A 12,242-nucleotide genomic window follows, 5' to 3' on the forward strand; every position below is an offset into this window, starting at 1 on the left:
AGTAATACAGCCAACTAGCTTACAGGTCAGTACCTGACGCTTCATGACGCAACCAACTTCTCTGTACTCAGGCCGTGGTTTGGCAGTAGAGGATAAAAGGATATACGACTTTATATAGTATATCGTCTTTATTTCTTATTGAAACAATCTTGCGTTGGCCTCTTCTGCTGCAACCTTGCTTTTCTTTGGCTATCAGCCAGATACTGTAGCATCTTCTAAAACAAAAAACCCTTGGCAACTGGCCAAGGGTTCCTTGTCTTATTCCTTATCCTACTCACTTAGCTTCGAATTACGCGTAATTGCTTTTTCAGAGCGTCAATTCGGTTTTGCGCCTCATCAATGCGGCCCTGATACTCTTGGCGGAGCTGAGCAGCATTCTTAGAACGAGCAAAGAACTCGAGGTTGGTTTGCAGCGTCGAGATGTCGTTTTCTAGCTCGTTGATTTCGCGGCGCAAAGCCTGCTCTTTTTTATAGAGTTGTTGCTGCGAGTCGGGGCTGGACTTGAGACGCTCCACTTGCAAGTTGAAGAGCAATTCAGCGCGCTCGGCATAGCTTAAGCTCGGCACCATATCAAGGTACTTGCCCATCAAGCTTTGGAACCGCTCATCGGCCCGCTCGTTGTTGCCGCGCGGGTTGCTTTCGGCACTTCCAAAATCCCGCCACTCCTGCACATGCTGGCGGAAGCCATCGAGAGTACCGGGGGTGTCCGCTGACAAGGATGCTACGCTTGCGGCCAGTTGGTCGAGGTAGCTGGTTTGAGCTTGGCTAGCTTGCTGCACCTTTTCCTGGCGCTGCTTTACTTCCTGATTTTTGCGGTCGAAAAACGCGTCACATGCAGTCCGGAAACGGTTCCAAACCTTATCGGACTGTTTTTCGGGCACGCGGCCGATAGTTTTCCAATCTTTCTGAAGCCGAATCACGATTTCGCGCCCTTGCTCCCAGTCGGGATTGGCCAAGGCTGCTTCGGCCTGATCGATCAGCTCTAGTTTGCGCTTGAGGTTGCTGTTTTTCTCTTCGTCGAGAGCCTTGAAGAACTGATTTTTGTGCTGGAAGAATCCCTTATAAGCGCCCCAGAACTGCTTGTTCATGGCATCGGCCTTGTCGCGGGGCACCAGGCCAGCAGCATCCCATTCTTCTTTCAGCTTCTGCAGCTCATCGGTTTTGGCACGCCACTCATTCACGCGCTCCGTATGGAATTCACCGAAGGGCAGCAACTGCTCTAGCAAAGTTGTTTTACGAGCTAAGTTGGCGTTTTCCTGCGTTGAGCGCACATCCAAGAATTCTTTCTTGCGGTTGTGCACCTGCTCGGAAGCTTGCAAGAACCGCTGCCAAAGCGCTTCGCGCTGCTCGTTGGGTACTGGCCCGATGTGCTTCCACTCCTCGTGCAGCTGCCGCAAATCATTCAGTGCCTTGTTGATGCTCGACTGCTGGGTTAGCGCCTCGGCCCGGGCAATAAGCGCTTCTTTGGCTTCTAAATTGCGGCGGCGGTCCAGCTCTTTCATCTCGAAGAACAGGCCGCGGTTGTTGTAGAAAATATCGAGCAGGGCGTGGTAGCTGTTCCACAATTCCTGCGTGTCTTTCTGCGGTACGGGGCCAGTAGCTTTCCAATCGTTTTGCAGCGCCTTGATGCGGGCCGAGCTATCCTTGGTTTCGGCCGACTCGACAAGTACCCGCAGCTGGGAAAGCAGATGTTGCTTGTGCAGCAGGTTGCGGGCGCGCTGATCGTCTTCGGCTTTGGCATCTCGAACGCGACTATCGCGGAACTCCTGCATCAGCTTGCTTAGTTCGGCATAGCTTTCTGGACCTGTATACTGAAAGTCCTCTCCTTCATTACCAGCTTCGGTGAAACGCTGGCGGGCAGCAGTACGATCGGCATTGATGGCCGTTTCGTACTGGCGGTAGAGGTCGGTGATTTGCTTGCGGTTTTGGCGCGCATCCGAGCGCCGGAGCAAGGTCAGCAGCTGGGTTGTCTGCGCGGGCAGGTCGAGCGTGGCAAAATCTGAAATGGCCGTCTCCGGCACAAACTCGTCTTCTTCCGAGTGAGCCTCCCCTTCCGAAGCTGTGTTTTCGGGAGTTGCAGGCGTTGGTGAGGAAGTGGTGAGATGCGCAATGCCTTCGGGGAAATCCTCGATTTCAGGTGCGGCGTGCAGCTCCTCAACTGGCAGTTCAGTATCAGGCGTTGCAGCAACCAGGGTTTCCGTGTTCGACGCGGATTCTTCGCTGGCTACTACTTCTTGCTCGGGAGCAACGGTCAAGGTATCGGCCTCGGCGGCTACTGCCGATGGAGAGGTAATAGAAGGATCTTCATCAATACTACCGGAACTACTTCCGGCTGGTGCCGTTGACGATATACTTAATTCTTCGGCGGGTGCCGCAAAATCGGTAGCCCCTGCAGTAGCTGAGGCGCTTTCGTCGGTTGCTTGGTGAGCACTTAACACTCCTGGGTTCTGGTCACCATAATGGTCCTCGGCGCGAGCCTGCGGATCAGAAACGGATGGATCGTGCGTGGGCGCCTGCGTAGCGGCTGAGCTCGCCGTTACGTCGGCAGGGAGTTCGGCGGTGCCGGCCCCAGCTGGTTCCCCAACAGTTGGATTCACTTCTGTGGCGGGACGCTCCGTGATGTCGTCGGCAGAAGTAGGCTCTTGTTTGGAGCGGATTTCCGCCAGACGGCGCTCTAAGATGCTTAGCGGCGATTCCGAATTATTATCAGAATTAGCGGGGGCGGCTTGGTCGTTTTCGGGTAGCATGAGTTCAGCAGAAAAGGCCCGTGAGGGTACCTAGGTGGGCGTAGGTGGTGGGCGACGAGGAAGAATCTAATTCAGGCGCGGATCAACGGGGTAGTTGGACAGAGCGCGGTAGCGTCCGCCTTTTTCCCGCAAAATTGCCTGCCAAAAAGCATCATTGTCCAAAGTAAAGACTTTCCCGGCAGCATCCGGATGCACGATCCAAACATTGTCCCCGATTTCGTCGGCTAGTTGCCCGGCCGTCCAGCCCGAGTAGCCGGCATAAAAGCGTACCGCGTCTGGCGAAAGGTCACCGCTGAGCAGTAAACCCATCAAAACAGTGAAGTCGCCGCCCCAATACACGTCCTGCCCTAAAGCAATGGATTCGGGCACATCGGGGCGCTGGTGCAAATAGTGGAGCGTGTCGGGCTGAACGGGACCGCCTATATACAGCGGCATTTGGGCTACCTCCGAATCAGTGGAAATAGGTAGTTGCAGTACATCAGCTAGTTGAAGGTTGGAGGAGCAGTTGAGCACGAGCCCAAACGAGCCTTCTGTTTCATCGTGACGGCACAAGAGTACTACGGAACGTTCAAAATTAGGATCACCAAGAAAAGGCTGTGAAATCAACAGACTGCTGGAGCGAAGACGAGGCATAGCGTTGAAGTTAAGCTTTAGCAATTAAGCACTGGATAACAAGCATGTGGGGAAAACGGAGGCCAGCGCTTTTTGTCACTTACCACACAGTATCCCTATTTAGTACGTGAGACGGGGCACCGGAGGTTCCCAGCCTGCCCGCATTGTACTACCTTGCGGCCAGTTGACTGGTTGAAATACGAAGTAGCAGCCTATCAAATGGCCGACTGCTTGGTTATTCACCCACTACCCTTCAGCACTTATTCTATGCTCGACCCGCACCTGGCCGACCTGCGCAAAACCTACGCTCAGCGCACCCTTTCGGAAGCGGACGTACTGCCCACCGCTGTTCCTCAATTTCGGGTTTGGCTGCAAGAAGCCCTTCAAGCCCAGCTCGACGAACCCACAGCCATGACCGTGTCTACGGTAGCCGCCAACGGGCAGCCTTCGGCGCGGGTGGTCCTGCTGAAAGGCTTGCCCGACGACGCGGCCTTTCTCTTCTACACCAACTATGACTCGCGCAAAGGCCATGACCTAGCCGAACGCCCGCTGGCCGCCCTTACTTTTTTCTGGCCGGGCCTGGAACGGCAAGTACGGGTAGAAGGCCGGGTGGAAAAAGCCCCCGAAGCCTTGTCGACCGAGTACTTTCAAAGCCGCCCCCGCGGCAGCCAGATTGGGGCTTGGGCCTCGCCCCAGAGCCAGGTGATAAGCAGCCGGGAAGAACTGGAAGAACGCGAGAAAAGCATAGCTGCTGATTTTGACGGCCAAGAACTGCTGCCGCGCCCACCACACTGGGGTGGATATCTACTACGTCCGCACCGCATCGAGTTCTGGCAGGGCCGCCCAAGCCGCTTACACGACCGAATCGTGTATGAACTGGAAGGCGACACTTGGCGCCTAAGCCGCTTAGCTCCTTAATTATTCAAAAGTCAACACCTAACAGTAACCCATCAGCAGCCCGATGGCTAGCTGGTACAAGCTGTTGCCAAACGCCCTACTGTTGCTAGATGATTGTTAGGTGTTGCCTCTTGAATGATACCTGTTACATGATAAATGACTGATTTTGGCTGAAATTCAACCTTTACGTGGCTGGCGGTACAACCCGGTTTTAAGCCAGCACATCGACGACTACGTTTCGCCTCTCTTTGATGTCGTGTCGCAGAAGCAGCGAGAGGCGCTCTATAGGAACCAGTTTAACAGCATCCATCTTTCAGTGCCGCGCGGCCAAGATGCCGCGGGCGAGGCGCGGGAGCGACTGCAAGAATGGCAGCAAACGGGCGTGCTGCGCCAAGACGAGCTACCGGGCATCTACGTGTATTATCAGTACTTCCGGCTGCCGGGCAGCACGCGCGAGTTCTGTCGCAAAGGCTTTATGTGCCACATCCGGGCCTACGCCTGGACCGATGATGTGGTACTGCGCCACGAAAATACCCTGCCTTCGTCCGTCAACGACCGAGCTGAGTTACTGGCCCGCACCGAGTTCCAAACTAGCGCCACCCACGGCCTCTACCGCGACGACGCATTTGAGTTGGAACGGTGGATGGATGAGGCCATGCAGGACCCACTCTACCAGACCGAAGAAGATTACCAAGGCGCCCGCGACGTGCTGGCCGTCATTCAGGATGCCCGTATCATCGACCGGTTTCAGGCGGTGCTAGCCCAGCGCCAAGTGATTCTGGCCGATGGGCACCACCGCTACGAAGGCTCTCTTGCGTATCGGCAGGCCCGGCTGGCCGCCGACCCCACCGCTACCGGTACCGAGGGCTGGAACTACCATTTGATGTACCTCACAAATTCGGCCGCCGATGATCTGCGCATTCTGCCCACGCACCGTCTGCTGTTGGAGTTGCCTGGTAACCCAACGGATGCCGAACTACTGGCCCGGCTGGAACCCTATTTCGTGGTGTTGCCCAAGGAAGATGCATACGACTTGCCCGAATTAATTGCCGGTAAGCAGTGGGCATTTGGATTGTATCTGCAAGATGGGCAGGCGTACAAGCTACGGCTGCGGCCCGAAGTACATACGCAACTCGACTGGGACACCACCCAAGAAGTGAAAAATCTGGACCTGACGGTGCTCCACTTTTTCGTACTAGAAAAAGTGTTAGGTATTGTTGGACCGGATGCGCAGCGGCAGTGGCCGGGCGTGGCCTATGTGCGAAGCTTCTCGGAGTGCCTCAAGCGCGTAGATGCCGGAGAAGCCCGCGCCGCCCTGTTCACCAACGAAGTTACCATGGACGAGGTGGAACGAGTATGCCATTCGGGCGCTGTTATGCCGCCTAAGTCCACGTTCTTCTATCCTAAAACCATCGGTGGTTTTCTCTTCAGTAGCATCCGCACCGAAGAAACCGCACATCCTTTTCTGGTTGGTTGATAATGATTCAGCGTTGATCAGCAGTTGGTGATGCACTTAATCTAACGGTTAATAAACCTACCAGCAACTATCAATAAATCAGCTACTACTTGTCCAAAATGAAATTAGTTTTAGCTTCTAATTCGCCGCGGCGTCGGCAGCTACTCACCGACTTGGGGGTACCTTATACCGTGCGCCTACAGGAAGTAGACGAGTCCTTTCCTGAGCACTTGCGCCGCGCTGAAGTAGCCGAGTATTTAGCTGCTCACAAAGCCGCGGCCTACCGCGCAGGTCTGGCCCCCGACGAGGTAGTGCTAACGGCCGATACTATTGTTTGCCTCGACGACGACGTGCTCAACAAGCCCGCCGATGACGCCGAAGCCATCCGAATGCTTACCCGCTTGCAAGGTCGCGCCCACGACGTATTCACGGGCGTGTGCCTGCTCGGCGGCGATGGTCGGCAGGTGGTATTCTCCGATCAAACCCGAGTCGTTTTCCGCGCCCTTTCGCCCACTGAAATCGAGTATTACGTGCACCAATACCAACCCCTCGACAAAGCTGGTGCCTACGGTGCGCAAGACTGGATTGGCATGGTAGCCGTAACTCGCCTCGAAGGCTCTTACTTCAACGTGATGGGCCTGCCCGTACACCGGGTTTGGGACGAGCTACTAAAACTAGGCTTCCCTTTCAACGTTTAGCGCCTCACCAACCGGCTTCGTGTTTCGTACAGCTCCTTCTGTCCCTACCCGGTTTATTATTGTGCTAGGGCTGTTTTGCTTTTTAATAAGCAGCGGGTTCCTCTTCTTAATTTACGGGTTTACTTCCTATGAGCAGGTACAGAGCCTAAGCAAGGTGACTTACCACGAGGGCGGCTACAAGCACCTAGCCTTGGCGGTAACGCCTGCTTCCTACCAGTTGCTCCAAATTGGCTTGGCTGCTATAGCTGGCCTGAGTGGCAGCTTACTAATGGCCTTACGCTATTTTCAAAAAGCGTCTATACAGGCCGAAATCCGCCTATTGCAGATCGAAATTAGAAGGGCTTCAGTAGCTCTCGGCAGTACAGTGCGTGGGCTATCGAGGCTAGAGCGTGGGGTATTTGCGGGGCTACTGGTCTTGATTCTGGCGGTGCGAGTGTGGTATCTAGTGGCCTACGTCCTCAATACCGACGAGGTAGCGTCTTACGATTACTTCGTGCGGCAGGGCCCACTCGGCATTAGTAGCTTCTACCCTATTCCAAACAACCACCTGCTGTTTAATTTCATCTGCTGGCCCTTGTCTCTAGTTTCCGACAATGTGAGGGTGGTGATGCGTGTGCCCACCTTTGTGGCAGCGGCTGTGGGCACCATCTTAGGCCATTTGTTACTGGCGCGAAGGGGTGGTTTTTGGGCCGCCACTTTAGCTACGGGCTTGTTTAGCTTGTCGCCGCTGGGTTTGTACTATGCGGTAGCTGGCCGGGGCTATTTTCTGCAAATCACACTTCTGCTGCTTGCTTTTTCGGCGACAGTCGCACTGCTACAATCACCGATGTATCGGCGAGTGGGGTGGCTGCTTTTTGTGGGGGCCAGTATTTTAGGATTCTACACTATTCCCACTTTTCTGTACCCGTTCGTATCGTTGAGCCTAGGGCTGCTGATTGGCTTTGTGTGGCAGCGGCGTTGGCTGGAGCTGGGTCAACTTGTGCTGGCGGGTGGTATTGTAGGGGCCGTAAGTGCGTTGCTTTACTGGCCCGTAATGTGCGTATCCGGCTTCACACAGCTGGTTGGCAATCACTATGTGGCTAAGATGGCTGCTACCGTTTTCTGGCGCAACTACTTAGGCTATTTACGTAACCTTGCTGATATGCTGGCCGGTAACGGGCACTTAGGAATGGTGGCGGGTGGCGGCCTCATGATGCTTGGTCCCTTTTTGATACGTCTGTTGCCCCGCCGGGCTAAGGTAATAAGCGCGCTGGCGTGGCTACTACTCGTCGTGCCATTGGCACTAATGGCCGTGCAACAGGTGCTGATTCCAGCGCGAGTGCTGCTTTATCTCAGTTATTCTGGCTGTGTTCTTGGCAGCTTAATAGGCATCACGCTCCTTTCACGCCTGCGAGTACCGACTACGTACCAAGCACTTCTGTGCTTGGCAATAGTAGTTGCCTACGGAAGCTATCAGTTTGAGCGGCAATTAGCTCCGCATCAAGTAGAAGTGCGTGAGGAAGAACAGATGGAAGCTGCTTATACTTGGCTAACCAGTTGGGGTGGCCAGCGGGTGCTATTAACGGCTCCCTCCTACGAGTTGTTCTTTTATCATTATGCGCTTCAGGAGCATCGGCCACTGCTTTTGCATTCCTCCTCCGTTCCTAATCAAACCTACGACTACGTTGTGCAAGCACGCAGCTCCGATCCTCTGCCCCTCTGGGTGAAGCCTCCCCTCTATACCCTCGTCTACGAAAATGAATCCGTAGTCATCTACGGGCGCACGCCGAAACAATAGGCTAAACTGACAGAAGCTAACTTATCATTCTCGTTAGTGGCCACGAGCAAGTAACGCAATACCACCCACCACTAGCACCAGCCCTAGTGCCTGAGGCCAAGCTAGCGCTTCGCGGAGTACCAGCACACCAAGCAACGCCGTAAGCAGCACGGACCCACCCACAATGAGTGGGGTACCTACGGAAGCCGGTGCCCCTTTGCCGTACACCACAAACGTGAGAATTTCGGCTACCCCTATGCTCACACCAGCTAAAGCGGCCAGCGTGATGCCCGAGTAGTAACCAGATGAGTTGGCAATCCTCCACGCAGGTATAGCACCAGCAGCAAGCCAGCTCCAATTAGCGCGGCCACTACCTGTAGTACTACCGCTCCTACCATCTGGTGAATGTGGCCTGCCGCCGCCTTGATGAACAGATTATAAAGCGCCATGCCTAGCGCGGCGCAGGCGGCTAGCTGCAACCAATTCATTCGTCTTCGCTGTCTTGGAGACGCGTCAGCAGGTTTTGTTGCAGCTGCTGCCAAGCATCGTAATCCTCGCCTTTGGCACGCTCTTCTTGTAGCTGCGAGTTGGCCAGCACTACTTTTACAGCCTGCTCGGCTAATTCGCGCAGGTCGTCTCCGTCAGCATCGAGGTGTGTAATGGCCTGTACTAGGCCAGGAGGCAAATCCTGGGCTGGCTTACCTAAGATGCCGGCCACAATTTCGGCCGCCGCTAAGGCAACACTAGCATCCGCAAGTTCTATTTGGCCTTCTTCCTCAGCCGCCGTAGCCAGTGCTTCGTAGAGCACGGCCTCGTTAGGCTTTTCCAGGAAAGTCTCGGCAAAATCAGCTGCCGCGTCGTTGTCGAATGTGTAGTAGCCCCAAGTGCTCATAGGATGTTGGTAGGTTTAAGAGGTAGCATTACTACGTACAGAGGCAGTGTTGTGGTCAAGATGAACTGCTGTTGACTACATTCAACTCGCCTAAAATAGAGGCAGGAGCTCAACTGTGATAGTAAAATTTGTTGTGTTGGTATAGAAGTTACTGTTATGGAAGAGTGTTATCTGGCTTATGGACAAATAGAAACCAACTGGAGTTTACGTAAACTTCTATCCGTATTCAGTAATAGCCGCGCTCAAATTAGAGAGTCGAGTCTTTATCGTGATGAAGAGTATTTGCTGATCAGCGGCGCACAGGATGCGCAGGTTTCGTTTGAGCGAATCGCGGAAGATGAAATCCTAATACGAGGTGATGCGTCATCTAAAGATGAACTAACCAGCATCTGCAATAGTGTTTCTACAGTTTTGTCTTTACAAAACCACAAGCACCGCATCGAACTTTACGACGAGAAACACCTGCTCTTCGGTTATTACCACATCACTTGGCCATTAAGCTAACGCAACGGTGCGATTACCTAAACTTCTCTCGCAATAGCTCTATCTCTACAGCCGGCGAAATCTTCTCATAGAGAATATGATAGGCCGCCGACGTAATGGGCATAGGCACCATTAGCTTGCGATTGAGTTCGTAAATACTCTTGACGGCGTAGTAGCCTTCGGCTATCATGTTCATTTCCAACTGCGCCGACTTCACGGAGTAGCCGCGGCCCACCATGTTGCCGAAGGATCGGTTGCGCGAGAACTGCGAATAGGCCGTTACCAGCAAATCGCCGAGGTAGGCTGAACCGGACAAGTCGCGGGGTTGCGGGTTAAGGGCGTGCACGAAGCGGCGCATTTCTTGAACGGCATTGCTTACCAACACGGCCTGGAAATTGTCGCCGTAACCGAGGCCGTGCGCAATGCCAGCCGTGAGGGCGATGATGTTTTTCATCACTGAGAAATACTCGATGCCATCGAGGTCCTGAGCGGGATTGGCTTTTACGTAGCGGTTACGCAGCAGGCGGCAGAAATCCTCGGCGAGTACTGAATCGGGGAGCCAATGGTGAGGTAACTCTGCTTTTCTAATGCCACTTCCTCGGCGTGGCAAGGGCCCGCTACCACGCCTACCTGCGCGTGTGGCAAACGAAATCGGTCGGCCACGTAGTCGGTTACCAGCACGTTTTTGCCGGGAATCATGCCCTTGATGGCCGAGATAACGCGCTTGTTGCGCAGGGCGTCGCGGTCCAACTTGTCGAGTACGGCTTGCACAAACGCTGCGGGCACGGCCAACACCAACCAGTCGGCTTCGCGTACTACTTCTTCCAGATCAGTGGACGGAAACACCCGGGTTAGGTCGTGGGCGACCGATGAGAGGTAACGGGGGTTGTGGCGGGTGCTACGCAGGTGCTGCACGTCATCTTTGGAACGCAGCCACCAGCCTACCCGGGCCCCATTCTCTGATAATATCTTGGTAAGAGCAGTGGCCCAGGAGCCGCCGCCGAGCATGGCTATTTTTTCCAATCTAGGGAATAGATGATAGGTGACAAGTGGCCGGCTTGAGAGACCCAGCCGATAGGAAGCCCAAATGTGCGAAGTTTCTTTAACAGACAAGCCCTTGCCGCGCGAACCGACGGCAAGGGCTTGTCTTATTAGCAGGCTGACGGCAGGAGCGCAACTAATTTTCCTTCGCTCACCTCGTGCCAATAGCAGGTTATTGGTCGTCGCCAGGGCCCTCTTTCAAGGCTTCTTTATTGAGGCTTTTAGCATCTTTTACTACAACGAGCGCCCCATCTTTCAGGGTTTTGGCTACGGCCCGGAATGGCCCGCTCACCACCTGCGCACCTGCCTGCAAACCGCTCAGGATTTCAATGTTTTGAAAGTCGCTGATACCCGTCTTAACTGGTGTCATCACGGCTTTACCGTCGCGAATCACAAAAACCACTTCCTGCACATCCGTGACTTTAGAAGCCTGTTCGTCTTCGTCTGATCCACCGCTTCTGCGGTTTACCTGCACAGCGGCCGCTTGCCCATTAGCAGCGGTGCTGTCGGTACGGGTGGTAACGGCGGCTAGTGGCACGCTCAGCACACCCGATTTGCGGTTCGTGATGATGTCGACGGAGGCCGTCATGCCGGGCGGAAAGGCACAACAGTGCGACCTTTGGTGCTGCGCAGCAAGTGGCGGTAGGATTCGGGCAACAGCCGGATGCGCACTTCAAATTCAGTTACAGCTTCGGCCGTCAGCGCGTCTTTGGCCGTGTTGGCAATGCTGGTTACGAGGCCGCGAAACTTCTCGTCTTTGCTGGCATACGAGTCAACTTCTACAGTGGCAGAGTCGCCGAGCTGGACGTTGATAATATCGTTTTCGTTGACGTTCACGCGCACTTCCATGGAGTTCAGGTTGGCAATGCGCATGATTTCGGTACCAGCCATCTGCGAAGTACCAACTACCCGTTCGCCTTTCTCCACGTTCAACTTGCTTACGGTGCCACTTACGGGAGCGTAGATGGTCGTTTTGTTCAGGTTTTTGCGGGCTTCCTCCAAGCCTGCCTGCGCACTTGCCACGTTGCTTTGGGCGGCCCGAATGCTTTGGCGGGCGCTATTCAGTTCTTCCTGCGAAGCATCGTACGCTGCTTTGGCAGCCTCATAATCGGCCTGCGAAATCACTTTTTGCTTGTAGAGGGAAGCATTGCGCCGATACGTCAACTCCGTTTGCTTGGCGTTGGCAATAAGCTGTTGCAACCGGGCCTGGGTCTGGCCCACGTTGGCCCGTTGCGAATTCACGGCCGCCGACTGCTGATTGACCATGGCCTGGTAGTTGTCGGGGCGGATGCGCAGCAGCAGCTGGCCCTTCTTCACCGAATCGCCTTCTTGCACGTACAATTCAATTATCTCACCCGACACGTCGGGCGAAATTTTCACCTCCGTCTCCGGCTGCACCTTGCCCGAAGCGCTTACTTGCTCCACTATATTGACCGTGGTAGCCTTGGCGGCCGTCACCTCCGTGCCGGCTGGCTTGCCTACCCACCCTTGCTTTTTGGCTATTACAAAGCCAATTGTCAGCAAAACAATAATGGCTAGCAGACTATATAATAAGCGGTTGTTCTTCATGAAAGGGTAACTGAGTGTCTGGGTAGCGAAGTAAGGGAAAGGCAGCCAAGGTTTGTCGTGGCAAAAGTACTGAGCTGCTTAGTTACTTGGC

At 54.5% G+C, this 12,242-nt stretch carries 10 protein-coding genes and 2 pseudogenes; 5 read left to right on the plus strand and 7 right to left on the minus strand.

The window, feature by feature from the left end; genetic code table 11:
• Nucleotides 1–278: 278 nt before the first annotated feature.
• Nucleotides 279–2,747: a DUF349 domain-containing protein gene (locus tag MUN86_RS11880; RefSeq protein WP_245117991.1), complete on the minus strand. Its 2,469-nt coding sequence runs from the start codon at nt 2,745–2,747 to the stop codon at nt 279–281.
• Nucleotides 2,748–2,813: 66 nt separating this feature from the next.
• Nucleotides 2,814–3,380: a YqgE/AlgH family protein gene (locus tag MUN86_RS11885; protein WP_280640516.1), complete on the minus strand. Its 567-nt coding sequence runs from the start codon at nt 3,378–3,380 to the stop codon at nt 2,814–2,816.
• Nucleotides 3,381–3,626: 246 nt separating this feature from the next.
• Between MUN86_RS11885 and pdxH the strand changes: the two genes are divergently transcribed.
• The 4 genes from pdxH (at nt 3,627) to MUN86_RS11905 (ending at nt 8,187) form a co-directional block, all read left to right on the plus strand.
• A complete protein-coding gene (gene pdxH / locus MUN86_RS11890) occupies nt 3,627–4,277 on the plus strand; it encodes a pyridoxamine 5'-phosphate oxidase (RefSeq protein ID WP_245117995.1) in 651 nt (216 codons plus the stop codon).
• Nucleotides 4,278–4,422: 145 nt separating this feature from the next.
• Complete coding sequence (locus MUN86_RS11895; protein ID WP_245117997.1) at nt 4,423–5,733, plus strand: DUF1015 domain-containing protein; 1,311 nt, start codon at nt 4,423–4,425, stop codon at nt 5,731–5,733.
• Nucleotides 5,734–5,831: 98 nt separating this feature from the next.
• On the plus strand, nt 5,832–6,410 hold the full coding sequence (locus MUN86_RS11900; RefSeq protein WP_245117998.1) for a Maf family nucleotide pyrophosphatase: 579 nt from the start codon (nt 5,832–5,834) through the stop codon (nt 6,408–6,410).
• Nucleotides 6,411–6,429: 19 nt separating this feature from the next.
• Nucleotides 6,430–8,187, plus strand: a complete 1,758-nt coding sequence (locus MUN86_RS11905) for a glycosyltransferase family protein (protein ID WP_245118000.1) — start codon at nt 6,430–6,432, stop codon at nt 8,185–8,187.
• Nucleotides 8,188–8,220: 33 nt separating this feature from the next.
• On the opposite strand, the gene MUN86_RS11910 is transcribed toward MUN86_RS11905, so the two are convergent.
• The 3 genes from MUN86_RS11910 to MUN86_RS11920 are packed head-to-tail and all read right to left on the minus strand — an operon-like array spanning nt 8,221 to nt 9,058.
• Nucleotides 8,221–8,430 (minus strand): hypothetical protein, encoded by a 210-nt coding sequence (locus MUN86_RS11910; RefSeq protein WP_245118002.1) that lies wholly within the window; start codon nt 8,428–8,430, stop codon nt 8,221–8,223.
• Between the two features lie 5 nt (nt 8,431–8,435).
• Nucleotides 8,436–8,654 carry a hypothetical protein gene (locus tag MUN86_RS11915; RefSeq protein ID WP_245118004.1) on the minus strand — a complete coding sequence of 73 codons (219 nt, stop codon included), beginning with the start codon at nt 8,652–8,654 and terminating at the stop codon, nt 8,436–8,438.
• Nucleotides 8,651–9,058, minus strand: a complete 408-nt coding sequence (locus MUN86_RS11920) for a DUF4259 domain-containing protein (RefSeq protein ID WP_245118006.1) — start codon at nt 9,056–9,058, stop codon at nt 8,651–8,653. Before MUN86_RS11920 ends, MUN86_RS11915 begins: the two co-directional genes overlap by 4 nt.
• Before the next feature lie 156 nt (nt 9,059–9,214).
• Here MUN86_RS11920 and MUN86_RS11925 point away from each other — a divergent pair, with 156 nt between their 5' ends.
• A complete protein-coding gene (locus MUN86_RS11925; protein ID WP_245118008.1) occupies nt 9,215–9,562 on the plus strand; it encodes a hypothetical protein in 348 nt (115 codons plus the stop codon).
• A 13-nt stretch (nt 9,563–9,575) separates the two neighbouring features.
• Here the strand turns inward: MUN86_RS11925 and MUN86_RS11930 are convergent.
• Nucleotides 9,576–10,549 (minus strand): annotated as a pseudogene (locus MUN86_RS11930) (NAD(P)H-dependent glycerol-3-phosphate dehydrogenase).
• Nucleotides 10,550–10,754: 205 nt separating this feature from the next.
• Nucleotides 10,755–12,151 (minus strand): annotated as a pseudogene (locus tag MUN86_RS11935) (efflux RND transporter periplasmic adaptor subunit).
• Between the last annotated feature and the right edge of the window lie 91 nt (nt 12,152–12,242).

The sequence above is a fragment of the Hymenobacter volaticus genome (assembly GCF_022921055.1).
Taxonomy (GTDB): Bacteria; Bacteroidota; Bacteroidia; order Cytophagales; family Hymenobacteraceae; genus Hymenobacter; species Hymenobacter volaticus.

What these genes read in the sequence shown, in the direction of transcription:
- MUN86_RS11880 (WP_245117991.1), bottom strand. Translation starts at nt 2,747, where the DNA reads ATGCTACCCGAAAACGACCAAGCCGCCCCCGCTAATTCTGATAATAAT.
- MUN86_RS11885 (WP_280640516.1), bottom strand. Translation starts at nt 3,380, where the DNA reads ATGCCTCGTCTTCGCTCCAGCAGTCTGTTGATTTCACAGCCTTTTCTT.
- pdxH (WP_245117995.1), top strand. Translation starts at nt 3,627, where the DNA reads ATGCTCGACCCGCACCTGGCCGACCTGCGCAAAACCTACGCTCAGCGC.
- MUN86_RS11900 (WP_245117998.1), top strand. Translation starts at nt 5,832, where the DNA reads ATGAAATTAGTTTTAGCTTCTAATTCGCCGCGGCGTCGGCAGCTACTC.
- MUN86_RS11915 (WP_245118004.1), bottom strand. Translation starts at nt 8,654, where the DNA reads ATGAATTGGTTGCAGCTAGCCGCCTGCGCCGCGCTAGGCATGGCGCTT.
- MUN86_RS11920 (WP_245118006.1), bottom strand. Translation starts at nt 9,058, where the DNA reads ATGAGCACTTGGGGCTACTACACATTCGACAACGACGCGGCAGCTGAT.
- MUN86_RS11925 (WP_245118008.1), top strand. Translation starts at nt 9,215, where the DNA reads ATGGAAGAGTGTTATCTGGCTTATGGACAAATAGAAACCAACTGGAGT.